The organism is Streptomyces sp. NPDC057438 (genome assembly GCF_042802995.1).
Taxonomy (GTDB): domain Bacteria; phylum Actinomycetota; class Actinomycetes; order Streptomycetales; family Streptomycetaceae; genus Streptomyces.
The window spans coordinates 38,647-63,628 of the sequence record NZ_JBHVDD010000037.1 but is presented as its reverse complement, the minus strand read 5'-3'; the positions used below and the strand labels follow the sequence as shown (position 1 = coordinate 63,628).

General features: G+C 69.5%; 17 protein-coding genes and 6 pseudogenes. 14 read left to right on the top strand and 9 right to left on the bottom strand.

Annotation, left to right across the window (positions count from 1 at the left end; all coding sequences use genetic code 11):
- Positions 1–123: 123 nt before the first annotated feature.
- Together ACFU5F_RS21370 and ACFU5F_RS21365 are read right to left on the bottom strand one after the other, a co-directional pair.
- A pseudogene (locus tag ACFU5F_RS21370) lies at positions 124–312 on the bottom strand (CorA family divalent cation transporter); the annotation flags it as partial.
- Positions 313–665: 353 nt separating this feature from the next.
- A complete protein-coding gene (locus ACFU5F_RS21365; RefSeq protein WP_383889487.1) occupies positions 666–1,640 on the bottom strand; it encodes a DNA-directed RNA polymerase subunit alpha in 975 nt (324 codons plus the stop codon).
- A gap of 548 nt (positions 1,641–2,188) precedes the next feature.
- On the opposite strand from ACFU5F_RS21365, the pseudogene ACFU5F_RS21360 reads away from it, so the two are divergent.
- The 3 genes and pseudogenes from ACFU5F_RS21360 to ACFU5F_RS21350 form a co-directional block, all read left to right on the top strand.
- A pseudogene (locus tag ACFU5F_RS21360) lies at positions 2,189–2,766 on the top strand (galactose oxidase); the annotation flags it as partial.
- A gap of 230 nt (positions 2,767–2,996) precedes the next feature.
- Entirely contained in the window at positions 2,997–3,587 is a 591-nt protein-coding gene (locus tag ACFU5F_RS21355) for a redoxin domain-containing protein (RefSeq protein ID WP_383889484.1), read from the top strand.
- A 7-nt stretch (positions 3,588–3,594) separates the two neighbouring features.
- Complete coding sequence (locus ACFU5F_RS21350; RefSeq protein ID WP_383889481.1) at positions 3,595–4,455, top strand: cytochrome c biogenesis CcdA family protein; 861 nt, start codon at positions 3,595–3,597, stop codon at positions 4,453–4,455.
- Between the two features lie 934 nt (positions 4,456–5,389).
- Here ACFU5F_RS21350 and ACFU5F_RS21345 read toward each other — a convergent pair.
- Positions 5,390–5,908, bottom strand: coding sequence for a hypothetical protein (locus ACFU5F_RS21345; RefSeq protein ID WP_383889479.1), 519 nt, complete (start codon positions 5,906–5,908; stop codon positions 5,390–5,392).
- A 2,174-nt stretch (positions 5,909–8,082) separates the two neighbouring features.
- On the opposite strand from ACFU5F_RS21345, the gene ACFU5F_RS21340 reads away from it, so the two are divergent.
- Positions 8,083–9,423, top strand: a complete 1,341-nt coding sequence (locus ACFU5F_RS21340; RefSeq protein WP_383889476.1) for a glycosyltransferase — start codon at positions 8,083–8,085, stop codon at positions 9,421–9,423.
- 7 nt (positions 9,424–9,430) lie between these two features.
- Here the strand turns inward: ACFU5F_RS21340 and ACFU5F_RS21335 are convergent, their stop codons facing one another.
- Together ACFU5F_RS21335 and ACFU5F_RS21330 are read right to left on the bottom strand one after the other, a co-directional pair.
- A complete protein-coding gene (locus ACFU5F_RS21335; protein ID WP_383889473.1) occupies positions 9,431–10,381 on the bottom strand; it encodes a DMT family transporter in 951 nt (316 codons plus the stop codon).
- A 33-nt stretch (positions 10,382–10,414) separates the two neighbouring features.
- Positions 10,415–11,860, bottom strand: coding sequence for a sigma-70 family RNA polymerase sigma factor (locus ACFU5F_RS21330; protein WP_383889519.1), 1,446 nt, complete (start codon positions 11,858–11,860; stop codon positions 10,415–10,417).
- Positions 11,861–12,284: 424 nt separating this feature from the next.
- Here ACFU5F_RS21330 and ACFU5F_RS21325 point away from each other — a divergent pair, with 424 nt between their 5' ends.
- Entirely contained in the window at positions 12,285–13,310 is a 1,026-nt protein-coding gene (locus tag ACFU5F_RS21325) for a nodulation protein NfeD (protein ID WP_383889470.1), read from the top strand.
- Positions 13,311–14,078: 768 nt separating this feature from the next.
- On the opposite strand, the gene ACFU5F_RS21320 is transcribed toward ACFU5F_RS21325, so the two are convergent.
- Positions 14,079–14,576, bottom strand: coding sequence for a nitroreductase family deazaflavin-dependent oxidoreductase (locus ACFU5F_RS21320; protein ID WP_383889467.1), 498 nt, complete (start codon positions 14,574–14,576; stop codon positions 14,079–14,081).
- Positions 14,577–14,737: 161 nt separating this feature from the next.
- On the opposite strand from ACFU5F_RS21320, the gene ACFU5F_RS21315 reads away from it, so the two are divergent.
- The 3 genes from ACFU5F_RS21315 (at position 14,738) to ACFU5F_RS21305 (ending at position 16,585) form a co-directional block, all read left to right on the top strand.
- Positions 14,738–15,826 carry a PP2C family protein-serine/threonine phosphatase gene (locus ACFU5F_RS21315; protein ID WP_383889464.1) on the top strand — a complete coding sequence of 363 codons (1,089 nt, stop codon included), beginning with the start codon at positions 14,738–14,740 and terminating at the stop codon, positions 15,824–15,826.
- A gap of 63 nt (positions 15,827–15,889) precedes the next feature.
- Positions 15,890–16,393: a MarR family winged helix-turn-helix transcriptional regulator gene (locus ACFU5F_RS21310; protein WP_383889461.1), complete on the top strand. Its 504-nt coding sequence runs from the start codon at positions 15,890–15,892 to the stop codon at positions 16,391–16,393.
- A 54-nt stretch (positions 16,394–16,447) separates the two neighbouring features.
- Positions 16,448–16,585: a hypothetical protein gene (locus ACFU5F_RS21305; protein ID WP_383889459.1), complete on the top strand. Its 138-nt coding sequence runs from the start codon at positions 16,448–16,450 to the stop codon at positions 16,583–16,585.
- A 390-nt stretch (positions 16,586–16,975) separates the two neighbouring features.
- Here ACFU5F_RS21305 and ACFU5F_RS21300 read toward each other — a convergent pair whose 3' ends face one another.
- Positions 16,976–17,728 (bottom strand): DUF4142 domain-containing protein, encoded by a 753-nt coding sequence (locus ACFU5F_RS21300; RefSeq protein WP_383889456.1) that lies wholly within the window; start codon positions 17,726–17,728, stop codon positions 16,976–16,978.
- A 783-nt stretch (positions 17,729–18,511) separates the two neighbouring features.
- On the opposite strand from ACFU5F_RS21300, the gene ACFU5F_RS21295 reads away from it, so the two are divergent.
- From ACFU5F_RS21295 to ACFU5F_RS21285, 3 genes and pseudogenes are all read left to right on the top strand, one after another.
- Positions 18,512–18,889 (top strand): STAS domain-containing protein, encoded by a 378-nt coding sequence (locus ACFU5F_RS21295; protein ID WP_383889454.1) that lies wholly within the window; start codon positions 18,512–18,514, stop codon positions 18,887–18,889.
- Positions 18,890–19,227: 338 nt separating this feature from the next.
- The gene (mnhG, locus tag ACFU5F_RS21290) at positions 19,228–19,629 is read left to right on the top strand and encodes a monovalent cation/H(+) antiporter subunit G (protein WP_383889451.1); all 402 of its coding nucleotides are present in this window, start codon (positions 19,228–19,230) and stop codon (positions 19,627–19,629) included.
- A gap of 214 nt (positions 19,630–19,843) precedes the next feature.
- A pseudogene (locus ACFU5F_RS21285) lies at positions 19,844–20,355 on the top strand (thiamine pyrophosphate-requiring protein); the annotation flags it as partial.
- Between the two features lie 241 nt (positions 20,356–20,596).
- On the opposite strand, the gene ACFU5F_RS21280 reads toward ACFU5F_RS21285, so the two are convergent.
- Positions 20,597–21,481: a universal stress protein gene (locus tag ACFU5F_RS21280; RefSeq protein ID WP_383889448.1), complete on the bottom strand. Its 885-nt coding sequence runs from the start codon at positions 21,479–21,481 to the stop codon at positions 20,597–20,599.
- 124 nt (positions 21,482–21,605) lie between these two features.
- Between ACFU5F_RS21280 and ACFU5F_RS21275 the strand changes: the two are divergent.
- Positions 21,606–22,010, top strand: a pseudogene (locus ACFU5F_RS21275) (hypothetical protein); the annotation flags it as partial.
- Positions 22,011–22,392: 382 nt separating this feature from the next.
- Here ACFU5F_RS21275 and ACFU5F_RS21270 read toward each other — a convergent pair.
- Positions 22,393–23,673 (bottom strand): hemolysin family protein, encoded by a 1,281-nt coding sequence (locus ACFU5F_RS21270; protein ID WP_383889445.1) that lies wholly within the window; start codon positions 23,671–23,673, stop codon positions 22,393–22,395.
- A 311-nt stretch (positions 23,674–23,984) separates the two neighbouring features.
- Here ACFU5F_RS21270 and ACFU5F_RS21265 point away from each other — a divergent pair.
- Together ACFU5F_RS21265 and ACFU5F_RS21260 are read left to right on the top strand one after the other, a co-directional pair.
- Positions 23,985–24,415 (top strand): annotated as a pseudogene (locus ACFU5F_RS21265) (S1C family serine protease); the annotation flags it as partial.
- A pseudogene (locus ACFU5F_RS21260) lies at positions 24,354–24,942 on the top strand (AI-2E family transporter); the annotation flags it as partial. The pseudogenes ACFU5F_RS21265 and ACFU5F_RS21260, both read left to right, overlap by 62 nt.
- Positions 24,943–24,982 lie beyond the last annotated feature (40 nt).

Sequence of the window (24,982 nt, the reverse complement as noted above, 5' to 3'; positions counted from 1 at the left end):
CGACCCACGGGTCGTGCACCCCGCCGCGGTGCCACGCGCATCATGGCCCCGCGGCGGGTGTGCCCTCCATGGCCGGTGCGAGGGCAAGGACCACAGGAGAACCGGCCCGACGAGAGGGATCCAGAGCCAGTCCCGCCGCTTGAAGATGCCGTACAGACTGGTGCACACGACCGCCATCAGGACGATCGCGAAGGGATAGCCGAAGACCCAGCGCAACTCCGGCATGTGCCTGAAGTTCATCCCGTAGATCGTCCCGACCAGCGTCGGGGCGAACAGGATCGCCGCCCACGAGGAGATCTTCTTGAAGTTGTCTACCAGGTGGCGTTGACCTGCGACTTTGCGGTTCTAGGTGCCCCTGACCTGCTCGGATGCTTCTTTCAGTGTCTTTCAGCTTCGTGCGAAGCTATGCAGCCGATTCTCCCCACGCGCTCCCCGGCGCAGCCGATACTCCCCAGATTCTCCCCAGGGGAGGCCTGCTCGAAGGCGGAGACGTGCCCGTCACCTCTTCTTCAGTCCGCTTCCAGCCGCATGACGACATCGCGGGTGACGATCGGTGCGGATGCCCGCTCGGACAGGATGCCCAGCAGGTCGGGGCGGATCACGACGGCGCGGCTTTGAGTGCTGCTTGCTCTCCAGTGAGCTTGCTGCCGCGTGGCGGCGGGACTTCAGGCAGTGCTCCCGAAGGTAGTGAGAGGTTCGGCTCCGGGGCTGTCCTTGAAGGCCAGGCCCAGGTCGGTCAGTTTCGCCTTGACCTCGTCGATGGACTTCGTACCGAAGTTGCGGATGTCGAGCAGGTCGGCCTCGGAGCGGGCGACGAGTTCTTCCACGGAGTGGATGCCCTCGCGCTTGAGGCAGTTGTAGGAGCGGACGGTGAGCTCCAGTTCCTCGATCGGCAGAGCCAGGTCGGCGGTGAGGGCGGCGTCCGCGGGGGACGGGCCCATGTCGATGCCCTCGGCGTCGATGTTGAGCTCGCGGACCAGACCGAACAGCTCGACCAGGGTCTTACCGGCGGACGCCATGGCGTCACGGGGCCGCATGGCCTGCTTGGTCTCGACATCGACGATCAGCTTGTCGAAGTCGGTGCGTTGCTCGACACGGGTAGCCTCGACCTTGTACGTGACGTTGAGTACAGGGCTGTAGATGGAGTCGACCGGGATACGGCCGATCTCCTGGCCCACCTGCTTGTTCTGCACGGCGGAGACGTAACCGCGGCCACGCTCGACCGTCAGCTCCATCTCCAGCCTGCCCTTGTCGTTCAGCGTGGCCAGGACCAGGTCGGGGTTGTGCACCTCGACGCTGCCCCGCAGAGCGATGTCGGCGGCGGTGACCAGACCCGGGCCCTGCTTGCGCAGGTACATCACGACCGGCTCGTCCTCCTCCGAGGAGAAGACCAGTTGCTTGATGTTCAGGACCAGGTCGGTGACGTCCTCCCGCACGCCCGGCACGGCGGTGAACTCGTGCAGCACGCCGTCGATACGGATGCTGGTGACAGCAGCACCGGGGATCGACGACAGGAGGGTACGGCGGAGGGAGTTGCCGAGGGCGTAACCGAAGCCCGGCTCCAGCGGCTCGATCACGAACCGGGAACGGAACTCGTCGACGACCTCTTCGGTCAACGAGGGACGTTGGGCAATCAGCATGAGGTGAAGCCTCCGGCTATTCGGTGCCCATTGGCGGGCGTCATGGACATCAAGGTGTCGAAAGTCTTTCGGTCTCTTTGTGCGTCAGAGCGGTATCGAGGCCCTGAGCGGAAACCCGACCCGCGTCACACGCGCGACCTGAGCCGAGGTCGGATTCCGGCGTCGTCCGGACGCGCGCGCCGGGGACGGCGCACTTCCCGCCACCGTTGTCGGCGAGCAGACGGTCGGCGCCGCTGGAAGGCACCGCAGGAACAGTCACAGACCGCGCGGTGCGCCGCGATGCGTCCGAACCGGCCACGCGGCTTCTCCCTCCAGCCGTTCAAGGCGCGGCGAAAGGTGTCAGTGCCGACCCCCTGTTGCTTGCGGCGTTCGTACTTCCTCTCGCGTCCAGCTTTGCATGATGCAAAATAGCATGGTGGCGTCAGACGGCCGCCGACTGTGCCAGTGGAGCGGGAACCCGGTGGACGCCGCAGTGCAGGCCCGGTCGGACCGCGGCACACAGGGGAGGCGGCGGCCCGACCATCCAGCTGTTCCGGGGGATCCGCGACATGGAGGGCAATGCCGGGTGCCGTCGCACCCGTCGTCTGCCGATCGGCACCGTGGTGGTGCTGGCGCTGGCGGTCTGAACAGGCCGTGGCTGTACCGCGTCGGGAGCGAGAAGTACCACCACTACGAGATCAACAGACCCGAGTACAAGGCGGAGAACGGGCACTGGGACCTGGGCGACGTCCCCCGGCAGAACACCATCCACGCGGCCCTGCTGTACACCGGCAAGATCCTGCTGGTCGCCGAGTCCGGAAACAACCTCGACGACTTCGCCGCCAAGAACTTCCGCTCGGCGGTCTGGGACCCGGTCGAGAACACTTCCACGAGGTGAGGACCCTGGCCGACCTCTCTGCAGGCCACATCCACCTGGCCTACGGCAGGCTGCTGCTCGCGGACGGCAACCAAGCGCCACGAGAAGCTCAAGGGCGATGTCACCGAGGCCGGCGGGCTGATGATCGTCCACAACGAGGACCCCCGATAGAACGGTCACGCTGCCCGCCGGGACGCAGTCGGCAAGCAGAACCACAAGACGTTCGTCTCCAAGGACCCCGTCTCCGTCAAGCCAGCGAAGAAGATCTTCGTCGTCGGCGGCTACCGTGAGGGCCCGCCGACCGGGCGGGGCACGGGGCCATGCGTGACTACGCCGACGGCCCGCTCCGCTTGTCCCGCGGACGCATCACCGTCCTCGACCTCGAACGTCCCAATGACGCCGCTGGCTGATGTCATCAATCCGTAAGGCCCCGGCCCCCTGCCCGCTCGAGCCGCGACGAACTACGCTCGCCACCGGTCCCGACCCTTGAGGAGTCCTCCTTGCGCGCCCGCACCCTCCTCCCGGCCGCCTTCACCGCCGCTCTTCTCACCCTGACCGCATGCGGCTCGGGCGGTGGCTCCGCGCCCGCCGGCGACGAGGGGACCTCCCCCTCGGAGCCTTCTTCCCCCGCCCAGTCACCCACCGACTCCTACGGTGGCGGCAGCGGGTCGCAGGACGTGAAGGCCCCCGCAGCGCTGAACTTCGCCGCGACCACGGTGGACGGCAAGCCGTTCGACGCGAAGACGCTCGCGGGCAAGCCCACGGTGCTGTGGTTCTGGGCGCCCTGGTGCCCCACCTGCAAGGGGCAGGCCGCCGAGACGGCCAAGGTCGCCGCCAACCAGCACGGCAAGGCAAACGTCGTCGGCGTGGCCGGCCTGGACACGAACACCGCCATGCGCGCCTTCGTCTCCGACACCGGCACCGGCTCCTTCCCCCACCTGTCCGACGAGAAAGGCGAGGTGTGGAAGCGGTTCAAGATCACCCAGCAGAGCTACTACGTGATCCTCGACCAGACCGGAATGACCGTCTACGAAGGCGTGCTCCCCGGCGGCAAGGGCCTGGCGGAGAAGATCGCCGCCCTTACCGGCTGACCCCGCCATGGCCGACCTCCCTTTCGCCCTCGCCCTCGGCGCCGGGATGCTCGCCGCCGTCAACCCGTGCGGCTTCGCCCTGCTCCCCGCCTACCTCTCCCTGCTCGTCCTCGGCGACGACAGCCCCAGCCGTACCGTCGCCGTCGGCCGGGCGCTCGCCGCCACCGCCGCGATGACCACCGGCTTCGCCACCTTCTTCGGCGTCTTCGGACTCGTCATCCAGCCCGTCGCCGGCCAGATCCAGCAGCACCTGCCCTGGTTCACCATCGTCCTCGGCCTGCTCATCGCCACGGCCGGAGCATGGCTCCTCGCAGGCCGCCAACTGTCCACCTTCGCCCCGAAACTCCGCCGAGCCCCCACCGTCACGCGCTCCGTGCCCTCGATGGCACTGTTCGGCACGGCGTATGCCACCGCCTCCCTCGGTTGCACCATCGCCCCGTTCCTCGCCATCGTCGTCTCCGCCTTCCGCAGCGGCTCCACCACGGAAGGCATCCTCCTCTTCGCTGCCTACGCCGCCGGGATGGGCCTGATCGTCGGCGTAGCCTCCCTGACCGTCGCCCTCACCCGCACCACCGCCGTCACCCGCCTGCGCCGCCTCGGCGCGATCGCCCCCCGGCTCGGGGGCGGCCTGCTCCTCCTGGTCGGCGTCTACGTCGCCTACTACGGCTGGTACGAGATCCGCGCCCTGCGCGACCCCACCACCGACCCCGTCATCGACACGGCGGCCACTGCCCAGCGCGCCGTTGCCGGCACCCTGGACGCTGCTGGTCCGGCCGTGATTGCTGTGATCTTCGGGACTCTGCTCCTCGCGGCACTGCTGATCCGGCGCTACAGGCGCACACACCGGCGCACCGGCTCCCGAGCGTGATCAAGGGGCTCTTTCGACACACGCGCCTCGAGAGATGGCCCTTACACGTGCATCACCCGGCATTGCGGTCTTGCATGATCGCCGGAGGCACGCATCCCGACCTTGCCCAGCAAGGGCACCGAGCCCACCTGCGTTTCATCACCAGCGGCAGACAGCGTCAGGCCTGCTCGGGAGAGGCGTACGAGGGTGCCGCCAGCCTGGGCACGCTGCTTGAACAATGGGCCCGAATGTCCCTGCCGGCTCCAGTGGCCCTACGGCTGCTTCTCTCGTCCCTCTACGCCCTGAGTCTGGTGGTCGTCATGACCCGGACGCCTGATGCCAGATGGGCCCGCCGACCGGGGCGGCCAGTGCCTGCGGGCCGGCGGTGTGCGAGAGGTGACGGCTCCCGACCTCCAGACCGGCCGTCAAGGCCCACGCACGTGCAGCAGCCCCTGGACACCGAGCGCGCGACCGAGCGTTGCCATGGGCGCGAAACGCCGTCGAGCGGCCGGCCAGGCTGCCGCGAACTGCGCGAGGACGAGCAGTGTCACCAGCCTCCCCGGGGGACTCCCTCGGCCACCGCGTAGTGGCCCGACAGCGCGAGCACACTGCCGACCACGGCGAACACCGCGGCTCTCACGCAGGTTCCCGCCCGGTCCGTCCGCTGTGGGGAACGATGGGAAACAGTGTCCGCCGGGCGGCGACGCATCGTCGCCCGCCACGCTCATGCCCCTTCTTCGCCGATCACTATCGGCCGTCCGTGACCAGTACGGTCCTGCTCGCCATGACGTTCACACCTCATGGCCACCGTGACGGCGACCCGCGAGGCTCCGCCGACGTGCTTCCGGAATCTGGGCATACCCACAGCGCTGGGTCTCGGGGGCTGTGGGCGGCGGAGGAGCGGACGCCCCGACGGCCGATCCTGACAGCAGCGATGCACAGCTGTCGGCGGCGCTCAGCCGGACGGCAGGGGCGTGATGCCGGAGGTGGTCGGCGACCTGGTGGGAGCCTGGTCCGACTGCTGGGAGATGGTGTCGTCCTGTCCGTCGTACGGGCTGCCGGATGTCGTCAGATGGGAGAAGAAGCCGAGGATGAGGGTGATCGCGGCGACCGTGCAGAGCACACGGCCGACGCGGCGGCACCTGGCCCGACCGTCCAGTTCCCGCCAGGGCCGACCGGACCATGGGTCGGCCGACTGCCACAGTTCACCTACCGCCCCGTACTCGTACGGGGACTCCGGTTCGGCCCGAGCGGGGGGTGGTTCCTCTTCGTGTCTTCGCCCCTCGCGAGGGGCGGGCAGGAGTTCGGCCCACGGACCGGTCCCACGTTCCCCGGCGGAGGGTTCCTTGGGCGCTGTTTCCCGTATGGCGTGTTCGCTGTCGGTCAGGAACTTGTGCCACACCTCGTCGGGGACGGGCGGCGTGCGGCCACCGTTGTCCGGTGTCCCGTCTCCGTCCGCCATGTGAGCGGCCACTGCCCCACCTCCCGTTCCCTGCTCTGACCAGCCACATCGAGGCGTGCCGGCTCGTGTCCGGAGCCGACCGCGGCCGCCCGCCTCCGGGCGGGCGGGCGACGGCGGTCGCAATGGCCGTGAGCGCGGACTGCTGGCGGGGCCTCCGGCGGCCGACGCGTCGATGTGCACCTCGGTGTTCTGCCGACGTCACTCCCGGGCGCCTGGCAGTCGGCCGCCGGACGGGCCCCATTCGATAATTGCACAGTGCAAGCGAGAGGGCCAGTAGTTGGACTGTCGGCACCGAGGTCGCTATTCGGCCGGTGGTCGTCACGTAGTCGTCAGAGTTGTCACGAGAACCTGACGCAGGGCGGAATCGCTCCAGTCACAGGCATCTCGACAGCAACTCTGAATCCAGTCACCACCGTTCGGGGTGGCGAAGGGCCTGAGGAGCGACGTATGAGAAGGCACACCACGTGCAGGTCCTCGTTACAGGTTCGGCTGACCGTCGGGGCAGCCGCGGTCCTCGCTGCGGCGGCCGTAGCCACGGTGACCGCCTCCTCGGCAGGGGAGACCGGCTGCCGGCCCGCCGGGTCGGGGGAGGCTGGTGCCGATCACGCCGTGTTCCTGCAGGGCAACGAACGCGACGGCAACACCATCCATGTCTTCAAGCGCGGCGACGACGGCACTCTGACCGCCGCGGGCCGATACACCACCGGAGGTCAGGGCGGCGACCAGATCGACGCGCCGACCGACTCCCTCGCCTCCCAGGGCTCGCTCGTAACGACGAGCGGTCGGGGCGGCTGCTGGCGGTCGACGCGGGCAGCGGCACGGGGACCTCGTTGGCTCGAGGGCCAGAAGCTGACGGACCGGCAGGTGGCGGATTCGAGGGCGACTTCCCGGCGGCGTTGGCCGTCTCCGGCAACTTGGCGTACGTCATGTACGTGGGCGAAGAGGGAAAGGTCCAGGGCCTCCGGATCACCGCCGACGGGCTGGAGGCACGGCGGGGTTCGCAGCGCTCCCTCGGGCTGGACAACGAGAAGGTTTCGCTGTTCAGTAGCTCGCCCGGCCAGCTCGCGTTCACCCCGGTCGGCCGTGCGCTCGTCGTCACCACCAAGTCCGCCAATAACGTCGAAATCTTCCCTCTGTGGCCTGACGGGCGCCCTGCGCGGCGGCCGGTTGTCAACGACTCCGCCGGCGGGACGCAGTTCGCCATCACCTTCGACCAGGGCGGCCGGATGCCGGTGGCCGAGGCGGAGAAGTCGACGGTCAGTACTTACGAGGTGTGTGTCGACGGCACCCTGAAGCGGACAGCACGACTTTCCTGTGCCGGAGCGGGACCGTACTGGCTTCGGTCGTGCTGCACGGTGTCGCGGCGGGGCCGGTGGTGGCCCGGCTCGACCGGCTACGGACTGACATACCCCCGCGGCAAGATGACACGGGTTGATGGCGCGAGGCGGTGGGTCTGCCCAGTGCAATCGAAGTGCTCGGACCGACGCCGGCTTGGCTCCCCTCATCCGGCTTCTCTCGCGGCGGCCTCCACAACGGCCAGCGCAGCGCGGGAGCCGTCCACTCCACCACGACACGCGTGGGTAACACGCTGTTTCCTCCTCGCCATGCCGTCCATGCCGTCCATGCCGTCCATGCGGGCATCGGCCCCCGGACCCGCTATGCCAGCCTCTCGCGCGGGCCCACACTGGCGCCACCGGACGTGGGCCTGTTGCGCCTCTCCATCGCCTCGGCCGCTGGCGTCGGCTGGCTGAGCGACGCGTCGACGCGCACCGCGTGCCTCCGGGCGCGCCCGGTGTGCCGCACTGGCCCCACGCCCGCATAGGAGGCATACCCCAGGAAACGGGAGAGCACAACGAGGGCGGGCCTTTGCATGCGACCAACAGCAACGCCGACCACTTCGAGTACTACCCGCGGCCGGGGCGTCGACCGAACGGCCGAGGGCGGCCGCGGGTAGTCGGCCGCCGTGCGCTGTTCTCCGTACACCGCAGCGTGCCGAAACTGCCACGACGAGCAGGGGAGCGACGGACAGGGGTGGCCTGAGCGAGGCCGGTCGGCATCGAGAGGCGGACAGCACGGACAGTGTCAGTCCCTGTGCGAGGGTCCGTGGCGGGCGGGGGAGCGGGGTCCACGGCCAATACCGCGGCTGCGGGCGGATGGCCAAGCCATTTCCGGGTACTCCGACGACCATGAGTACGAATCCGCCACAGGTGCACGGCGGTCGGGATCGGACGCCCCCGGACGTCACCTCCGTCGCGGTCCTGGTGGAATTGTTCAGGGGCGACGCATCCGGCGGACACGTGAAGTGCTGGGAGCGGTTCGCCGAGGCGGCGGCCCGGCGCGAGGGCGACGGAGCGGGAATCGACCTGACCGTCTACGTGCTCGGACATCGTGAACACGTCGAGGAACTGTCGCCCCGCGTGCGGTTCATGGCCGTTCGGCCGGTCCTGAGCACGGCGGCGGTCATGCCCGTCGTGGGCGGCGTGGACATCACCGACCTCGCACCTCACCATCCCCGCCTCGCCGAGCTGCTGCCCCGTCACGACGTCTGGCATCTCACTCACAGCTTCGCCTTCGCCGGGACCGCCGTCCGTCTCGCTCGCCGTAGGTCTGCGGTGCCATGTGCGGGCCTGGTGGGCTCCCTTCACACGGACGTCCCGGCGTTGGCGGCCGTCTACACCCGCCAACTGGTCGGCATGGTGCCCGGTATGTCCCGGCTGCCCGACGGGTTTGCCGCCGCGCTGCCCCATGCGGTCGAAGAGCTCATCCGGCGACGGCGCGACCGGCTTCTGCGCCACTGCGACCAGGTCCTCGCCTCCTCGCCGCACGCATGTGAGGAGATGGGCGCGATCACCGACCCCGGCCGCGTGTCCCTGCTGCGCCGTGGCGTCGATCACGAACGGTTCCGACCCGATCCCGAGGCGAGGGAAGAACTGGCACGCCGCCACCGCCTTCCAGAGGGCCGGCCCTTGGCGCTCTTCGTCGGCCGTGTGGACGCCTCCAAACGTGTCATGTGCCTCGCGGAGGCGATCCGCCGCCTCAAACACCTAGGGCACCGCGCGCACCTGGTGGTCGTCGGTTCCGGCGCCGACGCCGACCGCGTCACGGAACTGCTGGGACCCGACGTGACACAGCTCGGTGACCAGCCACAGGAGCGACTGGCTCGCGTGTACGCGGGCTGCGACATCTTTGCGTTCCCGTCTCACACCGAGACCGTCGGCAACGTAGTCGCCGAGGCCATGGCATGCGGCCTGCCCGTGGTCCTGCCGGAGCACGCCGAGACCTCGCAGTGGCTGGCCGCCGCCGGATACGATGGCCTGCTGGTGCGGGACGACACCCCTGAAGGCTGGGCCCGGGCGTTGCGGGAACTGATGGTCCGGCCGGAGTCCCGACGCGTGATGGGACAGCGGGCGGCCCTGACCGCGCGGACCAGGCACCCCACGTGGACGCGGGTTCTGGAGGAGGATCTCCTGCCTGTGTGGCAGCAGGTTGCCAGGATCGGGGGAACACAAGCGACCGCCCGTTCATGAACCCTGCTCACCGAGGTGGCGCGCCATGGTGCGGCCTCCCTTCGCACGCCGACCGGCCGACCGTCCCGCGGTCCGCCGCGGACTCCTGGCGCCGTACATCCCGCCGGTGCAGTGCGGCCATCGCTGACGACGTGTTCAGGGCGAGGATGCCCATGACGGTCGCGGCGACTCCCGACACGGTGAGCACAGTGAGAGGCCATCCGACGTGCAATGTCTCGCCGAACAACGTGGCCCCGACCATTACGGCGACGACCGGCTCGGCCGTGTCGATCACCGTCACCGAGGCGGCGAGCGGTCCCTCCCGGAACGCGCTCTGGATCAACAGAAGTCCGCCGACGCTCGCGACGACGAGGAGATACGTCTGCCAAGCCGAAGCGACAGCGAGGAAACCCAGGGGCATACGGGCCACGGTGGAGCTCAGCAACACCGACTGGAAGCCCATCACCGTACCGGCTGCCAGGGCCATGAAAGACGCCCGCCATACACCGGTGACATACACATACGCGACCAGGGCGCCGACGGCCACCGCGGCGACCGCTCCGAGCGCGAGAAGCCAAGGCCCCAAACGCGCCGTCGCCGGATCCCCGCCACCCGGCCGGGCCGTGGCCAGGGCAGCGGCCAGGCCGCCCGCCACGGCCAGGGTGCCGACCCATTCCCGCGTCCCCAGTCGCACCCCGTGCAGCCGCGCCGACAGTGGAATGGCGAAGACAAGCTCGCAGACGATCAGGGGCTGCACCAGACTGAGCGGACCGAACGCCAGAGCCAGCGCCTGAAAACCGTACGCCACGACCGCCAGTCCGATGCCGGTCACCCACAGCCGTTGCCGCAGCAGGTGCCACACCAGCCGCCACGACAACGCCTCGTCGGCCGGCCGTGCACTCGCAGCCCGCTGCTGCAGAACACCGGCCCCCGCGAAACAGGCCCCGGCTCCCAGAGCGGCGAGAACGACGACGATCACGCGGTAGCCGGCGTTCCGATACGGCGGAACGTGTCAGCCTGGCGACCGCTGCCGCCCTGCATGCCGGCAAGACCGTCGTCGGTCGCTGACACCGGCGGGCCGGGACAGCGGAAGCGCGGGACGGGCAGGGCGGCGGCCGATGAAGAGCCGGGCTTCGGGGCCGTAGAAGGCGTCGCACTTCCATCGAACACGGGGGGCGCTCCTCTGGCCCGGAAGGCGCATGGTTCCCTCGCGGCATGTGAGCGGTCCGGGAACCGTCTCGGTGCGGCGGGCGGCTGGACGGTCACCGGGGCGTCGCCACCGCGTGCAAGGGGAGGGGGTCGGGCGACTTCGCCGGTGTCCGTGGCATGGACGGGAGCGGCGGTACCGGCCGCCGAGGCTCTCCGCACGTCTCGCAGAAACGACCGGCGTGCCATGCGCGTGGGACCACACCCCATGGCGGAGGCAGGGCGCGGACGAGAGACCAAGGGCCCGCATGCAAGTGCGGCCCGTTTCCTGCCGACGACAGGGCCCGGTCTCCCGGAAGCCGCAGCACTGACCCCCCAACCGCGCTGGGACGGGCTCCGCAGAGCACACCGTTGCGGCCTGGTCAGGGCAACTGCCTGCGTGCGTGGACCGGGCGGCCCGGTGACCGACCGTCCGGCGCTCGTTCTCCGAACGTACCGGAAACGGTCCTGTCCCCAGAAACCCCTCCGTGAGCCGGTCGAAGCAGCGACGCAGTATGCGGGAGACCTGCATCTGGGAGACACCGATGACGTCCGCGATCTGCCGTTGGGTTTGCTCCCGGTAGAAACGCAGGTAGAGGACTTGGTGGCCCTGCTCTGGCAACCGCTTCATCAAGGACGCCAGGGGCAGGGTGTCCACGACGCGGCCGAGAGCGGTGTCCTCGGCGCCGATCAGGCAGGCGAGAGGGGAGGCCTGGTCATGCACCATCGGCTCCTCCAGGGAGCGCAGACGGCATTCGTGCGCCGTACGCAGTGCGGAGAGCACCTGGCCATGTTCGAGCCCCGTGTGCTCGGCGATCTGTCTGGTGGTGGGCGAACGTCCGCCGAGCCGCTGTTCGAGGTCCTCGACGGCCTGGAAGACGTGGGCGCTCGCCTCCCGGAGGGACCGGGGCAACCGAACGGCACAGGTGCGGTCGCGCAAGTGGCGCCTGAGCTCACCGGTGATGGTGGGAATCGCGTAGGACAAGAAGGCGTGCCCCCGCGCCGGATCGTAGCCGTCGACGGCCTTGACCAGCCCGAGGGACGCGACCTGAACGAGGTCGTCGAAATCCTCCCCGTGCCCTTGGAACCGGCGGGCCACGCGGCGGGCAAGCGGCACAAGCAGGCGGATGACCTGATCACGGAGGGCGGCCGGCTGCGGTCCCGGCCGCTGATCGGATATCGCGCGCAACAGGGCGTCGAGATGGTCCGAGGGCGGCTCGGCGACGGCGGCGGCATCGCGTGTCCGAAGCGGGTCGGCGGCTGGGGAAGACATGGGCCTCTGGGAGTGTCTGATCGAGTGAGGTCTAGGGGAGTACGAGCCATGACGTGCCGCACGCGGAAGCGGCGAGGAGGGACCGAGCGGCCATGGATGACGCTGCTGTCGGTGACGTCCGACCACGGGCACCATCAGTGGAGACCGCTGACCGTCACCACCAGTACTCACCCGGCACGAGTGCTCTGAAACCGTCCTCACTCATTCGCGGCGCTGCTCTGTCGGACAGATGGGTGACGTCGGACGTGAGGACATGGATCTGGCCGCCCGACCCGCATGCGAGGACAGTACGCAAGCCGATCCCGGAGGTCGCGCACTCGTTGCGGCCGGTACTGCGACGGGCGTCAGAGTTCGGGCATTTATGATGTTCTGTCGATAATGCTGCTTGATCGCGCGGGAGATCGATGCCGGGGTCCTCTCAGGAGTGCCTCGCGCATATATCACGCTGTCCTCGCACGTCGCCGCCATGGCGCCCGGTACCCACATCGGGGCGGGCACGCCCGTGACGGGGCAGGGGGAAGAGGCGAGCGAGAAGGTGGTCAACGACGCGGTGGCCTTCTCGGTGTCGATCGCTGAGCAGCGCGGCCGGAGCACCGACTTCGCCCGGGACATGGTCCGCGACGGAAGAGCCGTGTCCGACCAGGAGGCTGTACGTCTCGACGTCGTGGATGTCGTGGCATCGTCCCGTGATGCTCTGCTCGCCGAGGTGGACGGCCGCCGGGTCGCGGTCGGCCCCCAGGGCGCGGAGCGCGAGGTCGTGCTGCACACGGCGGGAGCACGGGCCGTGGAGCACGGGCTCGGGTTCTTCGGCGAGCTGCGGCAGTGGCTGGCGAGCCCGGAGCTGGCCTACCTCTTCCTGTCGCTCGGCACACTGACCGTGATCTACGAGTTGGCCAGCCCGGGCATGGGTTTCGCCGGGGTCATCGGCGTCGTCCTGCCCGTCCTGGGATTCGTCGCGCTCAGCATGTTGCCCTTCAATGTCGGAGGGCTGCTGCTAGCCCTGGCCGCCGCCCTGTTCGTGGCGGAAGTGTTCACCCCGGGGGTGGGGATCTTCGCCGCTGGGGGAACTGTCGCCCTGGTGTTCGCCGGAGTGCTGATGTTCCGCGGTGAGCTCGGTGTGGATCCCGCGGTGCTGTGGCCGACGGCCCTGGTAGTGGGAAGCGGCTCGGTCTTCGCGGGGCGACTGGCCTGGCGGGCCAGGCAGGCGGCGCCGACGACCGGGCAGCAAACGTTGCTGGATCGTGTGGCGGTCGTACGCCGTGCCCAGGGTGGCAGCGGACAGGTGCTGCTCGAAGGGGCGCGGTGGACCGTCCGCGGCCGTGACACCCCGGTCACCGAGGGCCAACACGTACGCGTGGTGGACCAGGACGGTCTGGACCTGATCGTCGAACCAGCCGAGCCCACCGATCCCTTGGTGGAGCAGGACACCGAACAGGAGGACGGACCATGAGCGCAAGCCTGCTCGGCATCATCGTCGGCGCGGTCGTGCTGCTCCTGCTGCTGATGGCCGCCGTGAAGATCGCGCCCGAGTGCGAGCGCGGTGTGATCTTCCGTCTCGGGCGGAACACTGAACCAGCAGTTTCCCGACAAGGAGGGCGGCTCCGAGAGCGGTATCTCCGACAGTCACAACACGGACAGCCAGGACTCCGGCGGGAATGGCATCGACCGTGGTGATGACGACGTCGGACGGGTCGACTGGCGCTGGAGGGTCGGCGTAGCCCTCGCCATCATCGGGGTGCTCGGCATGATCCTCACGGCGCTCTTCGGAAGATCGCCCTGGCCCGACGACGACCTGGTGCCGCGCAGGAGCCTCCCTGCGGCCGTAGTCGTGCACGCGCAGCGCAGGAGCCTCCCCGCGGCCGTAGTCGTGCACGCGCAGCGCCGCGGTTCTTGCCCTGGGGCACCTGTCGGGCCCAAGCCGGGGCGGCGGAGAGCAGGCACTGATCGGCGCCCAAGAGGGCGAGCACACCCTCCAGGCAACGGCCTGCGAGTGGGAACGTCAGTGCTGGTGGACGACGTGCATGCGGCTCCGTGGACGTCTGGCCCGTGGGCCTCGGTCTGCGGATGATCGTGATGCGGGCCAAACGATCCCGTCGACGACACTCTGAACGACTTTCGAGAACAGTCCGGCTGCCGCTTCTGTCCCTGTTCGCCCGGGATGCCTGCCGAGCCGCGCAGACGGTGGTTCGTGCAAGGCGTCTCGAACTTGCTGCGCCGGTCAGTGCCGGTGGTGTCCGCTGACGTCGAGCCGTACGAACGGGATGACCCTGCCCGCCTCGCGGAACGATGCTTCGGTGCCGTCCACGGGCAGGCCCATGAACGCGTATAGACGGCGGGCAATCCGCGGATGCCGTATCGCGTAGTGGGCCATGATCTCGGCCCCTTCTTCCGGGGGGAGGAACCGCGCGTCGACCGCGTAGTGACTGTTCCTCACCTGGACGACGGTCTGCGGCCGGCGGCGCAGGTTGCGGTACCAGTCCGCCGTCGGTCCGTAGCCGGACGCCACCGTCCAGCTGCCCCCCGCCGGATCGCGGGCCACTACCTCCAGGACCACATGGCGGTCGGCTCCGGTGACGCGACCGGTGTGGTGCAGCAACAGGAACCGTCTACCGAAGACCGGTCCCAGGCCGGCGCGGAACAGCAGGATCGGCAGGCGTAGGGCGAAGCGCCGCCATCCGGCAGGGAGTTGGGGGTTGCTGGTTCCAGGTTGCTGCATCGTCGCCTCCAGGTCCGGGGAATGTCGGCTCTCGGCATCGATTGGGTAAAGGGCCGGAGCGAGAGCCGTGCCATCGCGGCAACCCTTGCATAGCCTAAAGGTTGGGGAGGGGCGTCTGGGCAGGGCGGCTCTCCAGTGCCGCGACACCGCTGGAGTACGCCATGACCATGAAGGAGCCGCCGTCGACCGGCACGTTGCTGTCCTGGATGCCGGTCGCGGTGATGGCCGTGGTGACGGGGGTGGACGTCGTGGCCGGGCCCGGGGTGGGATTGTTGCCGCTGGTGTCGCTCGGGCCGGCCTTCTCCGGGCTGGTCGGAGGATGGCGGCGTACTGCCGTGATCGGCGTGGTGGCGCTGCTGCTGTGCGTGGCACTCGGTCTGTACAACGGGCTGTTCGAGGAGAGCCGGGGTTTCGCAGCCATCGGGTCGGTGGCAGGTGTCACCGGTGTGGGTATCGCGGCCGCCGTGATGCGCTCGCGCCGGGAGACGGAGCTGGCCGGCGTCCGCTCGATCGCCGAGGTCGCCCAGCGGGTGCTGCTGCGGCCCGTGCCTCTGACGGCGGGACCGCTGCAGGTGGCGGTGTCGTACACCTCCGCCGTCGCCGAGGCCCGAATCGGGGGCGATCTCTACGAGGTGGTCGCCTCCCCGCACGGCGTCCGGGTCATCGTCGGCGATGTCCAGGGCAAGGGGCTGGCCGCGGTCGAGACGGCCGCCGTGGTACTCGGCGCCTTCCGGGAGGCCGCCCATGACGAACCCGACCTGGTGGGGCTAGGTGAGCGGCTGGAGCGCAGTGTGGCCCGGGAGTTGGAGGGGGAGAAGTTCGTCACCGCGATCCTCGCCGAGATCGGCTCCGACCGCGAGGCCGTGTTCCTCAACTACGGCCATCCTGCCCCACTGCGCCTGCGCCGGGACGGCACCGCCGACTTCCCGCAGCCGCCCTCCTACGCGTTGCCCCTGGGGCTGGGCGCCCATGGAAACGAGGGTCCCAAGCCGTACCCGGTGGCGTTCCACCCCGGCGAGCAGCTGCTGCTGTACACCGACGGTGTCACCGAGGCCCGCGACGAGCACGGCTCGTTCTTCCCGCTCGCCGACCGGGCGTACCTGCTGAAGGCGGCCGACCCGCACAGTGCGCTGGACGCGTTGCGCGAAGACGTGGTGCGGCACTCGTCCGGGCCGCCGCACGACGACGCCGCGATGCTCCTGCTGCGGTATCACGGTCATGGAATGGGAGAACCTGCTCGGGCCGATTGAGTGTGCGGACGCTTCGGCGCGTAGAAAGGGAGCATGGCGGAACACAGGGCCCCCCTGGGGGACATGGATGATGTTGATGTGGTCACTCGTGCGGTGCTGACCGCGTCACGGCTGCTCGTGGCGGTCTCGGCGCGCTCTCTGGCCGAGGTGGAGGAACGGGTGACGCTTCCGCAGTTCCGCATGCTGGTGGTGCTGTCCACTCGTGGTGCCACGAAGTTGGTCGTGCTCGCGGACCTGCTCCAGGTGGCGCCCTCCACCGCGATGCGCATGGTGGACCGCCTGATCGCCGCCGGGCTCGCCGACCGTCAGGTCAACCCCGACAATCGCCGCGAGACCATGCTCCAGCTCACGGACGAGGGGCGGCGCACCGTCTCGGACGTCACCGCGAGGCGTCGTGCCGAGATCGCGGGGATCGTCGGGAGGCTCGGGTCGGAGCAGCGGGCGGCTCTCGTCGGGGCGCTCACCGCGTTCAACGAGGCGGGTGGCGAGCCCTTGGCCCCGGTGTCGGACGACCCGGAGTTGTATCCGCTGGGATGGGTGGACACGGCGGCCGCGCGCGGCGCCTGAGGGCGCCTATCGTGGAGTCGGCGGCCGGCCCTCGCCAGCGGTGGGGCGGGGCTGGTGACCGCCGTCGCGCTGGGCGTGCATCTGCTCGTCACCGGCGCCGGACGGGCGCTCGTCGGGATCGTCGTGGTGCTCGGGGTATGCCTGGCACTTCGGACTCTGCAGGTCGCCGTGGGACTGCGGGACTGCTGCTGAGCAGCGGGGCCGGGCGCAACCGGTAGTGGTGACCTCGGTCGAGGGTGGGCCCGGCGAGGGCGCCCGGGACGGCCGCTACCTGTGCTCGGTGGCCCGTCCCGAGGGGTCGGTCTCAGTAGGAGGATCTGGCGGGGCTGTGGGCGGTCGACCCGGCCGGGGGATGGGCTCGCGATCGTTTACGAAGGGAGGGTCCCGCCGCGCGGCGTGGCCCCAGACGGGGAGCACGGCCGACTGGTCGGCGTCGCCGCCCTGGCCTGCGCGCTGGTTGCCGGGTGCGGGGTCGCGGCCGTGCGCTCCTTCCGGCTGCTCCCCGCCCCTACGGCGACCGAGACGTGGCCGCGTCCTCCGGCCGATTGAGGACGAGGCCGGCGCGGTGAACCGGCGGCCGCGTCACCCCGACGGCGACGGCGTCGGCGACGCGCCGGGTGTCGGGGCGGTGGTTTTCACATCGAGGTCCGGGCGGGGGGTCAGGACGACCATCGGTGCGCCGGGCTGAGGCACGGGTGGGGTGGCCTGTTCGCTGGGGAGTTTGGGCGGGTTGGTCTGCTGGTAGTTGACCTGGTCGTGGTTGACCAGGCCGGTCTTCTCCAGCACGGTGATGTGGTCGAGCACGGTGTCGTTGGCGAGGTCGGCCAACTGGCGCACGAGGGTGTTCCGCGTGCTGGCGCGGATCTTGGCGATGGTCGGAAAGATCTGGCCGTGCGTGACGCGCATGATCTGCACCGCGGTGGAGTCGAACTCCTTGCCGGTGGCCGCGTCGACGGTTGCCACGAACTGCTCCTGTTGCGGGCTCGCCTGGTTGTTGAGCGTGATGTTCAGCTCTGGAGCGATCTTGCGGCACATCTCGTCGAGACCCGCGTGCCCGACGACCAGATGCTCGCCGGCCTCCTTCATCTCCGGCGTCGTACCGCGCTCCATGGCCATCTCGCCCAGCGGGTACTCCCACAGTCCCGCGGCGCGGACCTTGATGACGAAGTCCCGGTCGGCCTCCGTCAGGGGGCCGTACCGGGTGTTGGCGATGATCCGGTCCGAACCTGTGGCTGCTTTCTCGACTCCCAGCAGGGCGGGGTAGGCGAGCACGGCGACGGTCAGCAGCAGACCGCCGCTCAGAAAGATCGTTCCGAGATTCCACGTACGGCGCATGGCGGCTCCTGGCAGGGGGTGGCCGCTCCGGCGAGTCCGGCATGGTGCGGCGGACTCGCCGTGCGGCTGGGTCGCCAGGGGGTACGGATGAGATCGGCGGATCAATCATTGCGCTGGGTAAAATTTGCAGTGTGCCTGGGATGGGTGTCTCGGTGATTCGGCGTGGTCCGCGCTGACCTGCGGCAACGTAGTAGGGCGACACCCATTCGTGCTGAATCTGGTTGGTCTCAGAGGGGTGTCGGCGCGTCGGCGAAGTCATATGCTCGTTTCGCGGCAGGGGTGCCGCGTCATCCGGCACGCGTGCGGTGAGGGAACCGCCTTCGTGTTCTTCGGCGACCAGGGTGACGGAGGGCTAGGGAGTCCCTGTGTGGGTGGCCAACCCGGTCGATGCGCTGTTGAAGCCAGCCGTCCCGCACGAGTGGCTGCGGTTGCTGGAGGTATCCCCGGCCCGACGATGCCCTGGTTGTGGAAGGTCGTGCCGCCCGCTGTCTAGTGCGCAACCTGGCCTTTCCTGAAGGTGTTGTCTGCTACGCGCGGACCGCGTCCCTGCGGGCAGCCGGACGGCCGCCGGAGGCGCCGGTCTCCGCGGTGCTCCGAAAGTTCTCGTGGGCGGTTGATGCCAGCCTTTGCCCTGTGCAAAGATTGCGGCGTGGAGGCGTCGTCGTACGTGCTTCCTGGAGCGCCGGGAAGTCTGGTCGGCAACCGTCGCCGAGCTGTCCCGGGAAGTCGATGCCACCGCCTCAGAGCACCCCACAAGATGATGAGACGGCCGCCGCCGCGCCGGTGAGCGGCGATGAGCCGACCCTGCTCCAAGGGCCCCATGCGTCGTTGTGGAGACTGTCCGTTCGCCGGGAATTCGAAGGGCGCCTCCCGCCGCGACTGGAGTTGCACCTCGCGGGAGAGCTCGATGCCGACACCGCGCCTGGACTCCGTGAGGATCTGGCTGTACTCGCTGCCCGCTCCAACGAAGGCTTGCTGGTGCTGGACCTGTCGGGTATCACGTTCTGCGATTCGGCAGGGCTCTACACGTTGCTGGGCATTCGCCAGACCCTGCCACTGGCGGATATCGAGGTGCTGTTCACCAGGGCCAGCGCGGTGCTCCGGGCCGCTGCGGACCGGGCCGGTCTGACCACCCACCTTGCGTTGGGCGAAGATACCTGAGTGTGGGGAACCGGGTAGACGCCCACTGCCGAGCCGGCACGGTTACCGGCGCCGGCAGAAGCTCGCGCATGCGGGGTTTCCTGAAGGGCATGGAGGGCTCTGCCGCCAGCCAGGGCACTGGGACCGTGGCCAATGGCCGGAGCATGATCGGTGCGCGCGGCCCGGCTAATGGCTCGTCACGCATCGTCGGCCGGGCAATCGACCTGCTGCTCGTCCCGCGACACTGCCGGAGTGGGCGTTGACGCTCCGCGCCGGGCAGGAGCTGGCCGTGCGGTTGCGCCGGGATACCTCTGCCAGCCGGTATCCCTCAGCTGACACCGGTCTCGAGGCCACACTCCGTGCCTGGCGACGCTGGGCCTCCGTCGTGGTCGCGGACGTTCCACGCTTTCACCGGTGCGGGCTTCTGCCTGCTCGGCGCCCTGGGCCTGCTCCGCTTCCCGGACACCGTGAGCCGTCTCCACGCCGCCGCCAAGGCCCAGGCCCTCGGCCTGCTGCTCACCTTGGTCGGAGCGGCCGCGCAAGCGCCCGCGCGCCATGCCCCCGTCCTGCTGCTCGTCGCCCTCTTTCAGCTGCTCACCGCTCCGATCACCAGCCAGATCATCGGCCGCACCGCCTACCGCACCCACGGCCTCGACCGTGACCTGCTGCTCCGCGACGAACTGGCGGACCGCCTCGCGCGCGAGGGCACCCCCATCCACGAACCCGACCGGCCCGAGCGCGATGAGGACTCCGAACGCTGAACGCGCCGCTGCGAGCTCACGGTCATCGGCGGGCCGTCGGGTCTCAGCCGCCGCGGCACGAGCGGGGCGCCGCCGGCAGGACCTGTGGCAGCGGCGGACGGGTGCAGTGACATGTGCGCCGGTGTCGCCGGGAGGCAACCCGTCAAGCCCTCAGGATGGCTACGCCCGGGCGGAGCGGGTGTGCATCAGCGGAGGCGGAAGGGGCCGACGGCGCATGAAGGTATCCGACTACATCCTCCCGCGGTTGCGTGAGTGGGAGGTCGACGGCCTTCGCCTATGCCGGATGGCATCAACGGTCTGCTGACGGCATGGGGGCGCACCGACAACCACCCACGGTTCGTTCAGCCCCGGCGTGGAGATGTCCGCCTTCCAGACTGTGGGGTACGCGAAGTTCTCCGGCAGCCTGTGCGACGCCAAGCTCGACCATGTTCCCGTGGTCGCGCTGGTCGGACAGACCAACCGCAGTGCGATGGGCGGCTCGTACCAACAGGAAGTCGACCTGCAGAACTTGTACAACGACGTGGCCTCGGACTTCTGCGAGACGTCGATGGTGCGGAGCAGCCGCCGAACCTCATCGAGGCGATGCGCACCGCGTACGCCAAGCGCACCGTCACCGCGATCGTCATCCCCGCCGACGTACAGGAGCTGGACTACAGCCCGCCGTCGAACGTCTTCAAGATGGTGCCGTCGAGCATGGGGCTCAGCCACTATGCGCCGGTGCCCGCTTGCACGGGCCATCTCCGGCATTGTCCGCGCCCTCGTGATCGGCGTCGCTATCGGTGTGCTGGCCGGCCTGTCGTGCCGGTCAGGCAGCGTATCGGCGTGGTGGGAGATCCTCGTTCGGGGATCACCGCCGCGTTCGGCGGATCATAGGGCCAGGGGGATCGGGGTACCCGGGGCTCGCAGTCCGCCTGCCCCAGCAGGCGAGCTTCTTCCGCACAGGTACGTGGCCCCCTATGGGCTGGCGTCATATTCGGCCGGAGCGCACCACGGTGACCGGACAGTGCGCATGATGGAGCATGGCCTGACTGACCGAGCCCAGCAGCAGTCCGGTGAATCCGCCACGCCCGCGCGCGCCGACCACCATCAGCTGGGCGCCACGACTCGCCTCGATCAGGGTGGGCCGCGTACGGCCTCGCACGGCACGCGTACGTACAGTCACCTCGGGGTGCTCCTCCCGGTGCCCCGACAGGGCCTCGTCCAGGAGCCTCTCCTCGTGTGCCTGAAGAGTCTCCACGTCACCGATCAGGTCCACCAGGTCCATCGGGCGGGCGTCTCCGTGGTCACTCCATGTCCCCCAGACGTGCAGCGCCACCAGGCCCGTGCCACGCAGCGAAGCCTCTTCGAAGGCGAACGTGATCGCTCCCCGGTTGTGGGGAGTATCGTCCACCGCCACCAGCACCGGGCCCTCCGCCGCCATCTGGTCCCGCACCACCATCACCGGGCAGTGGCTGTGAGCGGCCAGGTGGACCGACGTCGACCCCAGCAGCAGCCCGGCGAAACCGCCCGAGCCGCGGTGGCCCACCACGATCAGCTGCGCCGTCTTCGACTCCGTTTCCAGGGCTGTGACGGCCTCGCCCGCGATGACCGCGCGGTCGGCCACTACCCCGGGTGCAGCGGCCAGGGCTCGTTCGACGGCTTCGGAGAGCAGATGGGAGATGGATTCCCGTACGCCCCCCGTGGGCGGTCCCAGCGGCGATCCGCCCGGCGGAACGTGCATGGCGGGCCAGACGAAGGCATGCACGACGCGCAGCTCCGCCCTCCTGATCAGCGCCTCTCGTGCCGCGGCCTCCACTGCGGCCAACGCGGAGGGTGAGCCGTCCACTCCCACCACGACCCGCCTGGGCAGCACGCTGCGCCCTCCTTGCCACGGCCTCGACGCGGGGGCAACAGCCCGGCGTCCTGCTCTTCCAGACTCTCGCACCGCCTCAACCGGCGCTACCGCAGGCCGGTCGTACCGTCGGCTGCACGCTCGGATGCCCGTGACGGTCAGTGTTCGCGACTCCGCGGTTCGGGAAGAGGGAGTTGCCGGTGTGTCGCTGACGGTGGGCATGCTGGCCCACCGCGTGGCGCATGTCATCGGGTTCGAGGAGGAGGCGGCCTGGAGCGTTTGTGGGTCGGCCTCGCGCTACTCTTCGGCGGTGTCGTCTTCGCCGTCCTCGGCACCGCGGCGGGAACGGAGTACACCACCGCCTGGCTGCTGGAGAAGAGCCTGTCGGTCGACGACCAGTTCGTCTTCGCGGTGATCTTCGCCTACTCCAAGGTCCCCCGCGCCTACCAGCACCGTGTGCTGTTCTTCGGCGTCATCGGCGCCCCTGGTCTTCCGCGCCGTCTTCCTCTCCCTCGGCGTCGCCGTGGTGAGCCGTTTCACCGCTGTCCTGTAAGGCTTCGCCGCTTCCCTCTTCTACAGCACATACAAGCTCTTCAAAGAGGAGGATCTGAGTACCTTGAAACCCCCGAGCGCATCAGGACCAAGGATCACCCCTGACCCCCTTGCGTTGCCGCAAAGGGAACGCGCGGGCCTGCACCCCGGTCGGAGGTCCTGGGCTATGGCCGCGTCCCGTCGCTGGTACCAGCCGCCATGCCTCTGAGGACGGGAAGCGAGGGGCGGCGCGGCGTGGAGCAACGGTGAGCGCCAAAGGCTGTCCCCTCCCAGCTGGTGCAGAAGGGCAGAAGGGCCTTCGTGTCCGGGGAGCCGACGAGTGACGGGTGCTGTAGCCCGAGCCCTCATGAGGGCTCATGCAGGGACGTGCGGGTGCAAGGCTAGCGCGGTCGGGGCGGTAGGAGACGGACGGTCGTGATGGCGTGCCGGTGTATGCCGGTGATCTCGATGGTCCAGTCCGCGAGCTGGATGCTGTCCCCAGGACGCTGCGGCAGATGCCCCAATCGGGCCAGGACGAGGCCGGCGATCGTCGTGTACGGGGGATGGTCGAGGTCGCCGACGTCGACCCCGATGTCGGGCAGGTCGTGGAGGGGGAAGCTGCCGGGCAGGACCAGAGATCCATCGCGTTGCGTGTGCACGGTCATCACGTCGCTGTCGGTCTCGTCGTAGATCTCGCCGACGATCTCCTCCAAGAGATCCTCGATGGTCACGATGCCCCCGACAGAGCCGTGCTCGTCTACGACGACGGCGAACTGTTGGCGGGCGGCCATCAGGCGCCGCAACGCCTCGGAGACCTTCATGAAGTCGGAGAAGAAGGGCGTGGCCTGGGCGAGATCGGCGACCGAGGTGCTGTCCTCACTGGTAATGAGGTCGCGCAGGTGAACGATGCCGATGACCTCGTCGATCTGGCCGGCTCGAAGGACCGGGGCGCGGGAGTGCCCGGAGTGGGCCAGGTCGAGGCGGGCCTGGGCGGCCGGCATGTCGTCGGGCAGGGTGAAGACCGAGCGGCGCGGGATGAGGACGGCACGCAAGGGGCGCTCGTGGATCTCCAGGGCGCCGGAGATGATGGTGCGCTGTTCAGTGGTCAGTCCCCGGTGGCTGACGACCATGTCGCGCAGTTCTTCGGGGCTGGGAGGCTGCTCCTTCTCGCGCGGGTTGCCGCCGAGCAGCCGGACGACCAGGTCGGTCGTCCGGCTCAGGGCCCATACGGCCGGACGGGAGGCGGTGGCCAGCACGTCCAGGGGCGTGGCGGCCAGCAGGGCCCACCGTTGTGCGTACTGCATGGCCAGACGCTTGGGCGCGAGTTCGCCCGCCACCAGGGTCACAAAGGTGAGGATCAAGGTCACCAGGGCGATCGCCAGCGGCTCGGCGGCCCGCCCGGCGAAGCCCAGAACGGGCATCAGGGGCTCGGCCAGCGACACCGCTGCGGTGGCCGAGGCCAGGAATCCCGCCAGGGTGATGCCGATCTGGATGGTGGCCAGGAACCGATTGGGGTCCTCCGTCAGGCGCACCAGCCGAGCGGCAGAGGCTCCCTCACTGCGGCCCAGGCGTCTTACCTGACTCTCCCGCAGGGAGATCATCGCGATCTCAGTCCCGGCGAACAGTGCATTCAGCACGATCAGCGCGGCAACGAGGATGAGGGTCAACCAGGAGCCGTCCATAACGCCACAGTGCCATCAGAGGGCACCTGGCGCTGTGTGCGGCGGCCGGGCTTCCTGCCCCGACGCGGCGGGGACGGAGACCTGCTGCGGGAAGGACCTGTGCCCTGATCGAAGGGGAGACCTCGCGCTGACTCCGGTTCACTTCCCGACCGGACTGGCAGGCGCTGCGGCAGGGCCGGCTGTGCCGCTTCGGGTGCTGCGCCAGCACCTGCTCCAGCACGTCAGCGGCCCGCTGCACGACGACGCGGCCATGCTGATGCTCCGCCTCCGCTGGCGCTCGCGGGCCCCTCATCCAGGCCTGCAGGCAGTGGAAATTGGACCAGATCCCGGCCGGCGTGAAGCCTGCGACGCTCGGCGACTCGTCGAAGGTGGCAGTGGGGCAGATCGTCCTGGCCATGGGATCGCCGCTGGGCCTGTCCCAGCAGCGTCACTCAAGGCGTCGTCTCAGCAGTCGGCCGCACCGTGAGCGAGAGCCGCGGGGGCGGCGGCGCCCTGCGGTGACGATCGCCAACATGGTGCAGACCTCGGCTTTGATCAACCCGGGCATCAGCGGGGCGCGTTGGTCAATCCGGACAGTGAGGTGATCGGCATTCCGGCGCTGGCGGCCAGGGATCCGGGGCGGGACGACAGTGCGGCACCAGGGATCGGATTCGCGATTCCCGCCGCGATGGGGAAGAGCAGTGCGGCAGCTGGCCGATCAGCTCGGTGCGCCCGGCACGTCACTGGAGGATCTCGCCGATGACGCCCTGGACCTGTTGGGCAGGTTCGGTGGGGCGCCAGCGTCCGGCGTCGCTACCGGGGTCGGCCTCGCCGTCCAGGTCCTCGGCACGGCAGTGCTGGCCCCGCTGTTGGTCTTGTTCTTCCTGCGTGACTCCGACCGGGCCGCCGGCACCCTGCGCGCGCTCGTCCCGGGCGGCAGCACCGACACGGTCGAGGCGATGGCCCGGCGGGCCTTCGAAGGAGTCGGGTCATGCGGGGCACCACCGTGGTGGCGCTCATCGACGCTGTCTTCATCACCATCGGCCTGCTGATCCTGCGTGTGCCGGGTTGCTTTCGGGCCCCGGCGCGATCGTCTTCATCGGCGCCTACGTGCCCTACATCGGCGCCTTGATCTCGGGGGCCGCGGCGGTACTCGTCGCGCTCGCCGACCGGGGGCTCGCCATCGCGCTGTGGGTACTCGGGGTGGTGCTCCTGGTCCAAGTTCTGGAAGGGAACGTACTCCAGCCGGTGGTACAGAGCCGCACCGTGCGGATCCACCCTGCCGTCATCCGCGACGCCGACCCGCACCGTCTGGCCGGCCGCTGACCCC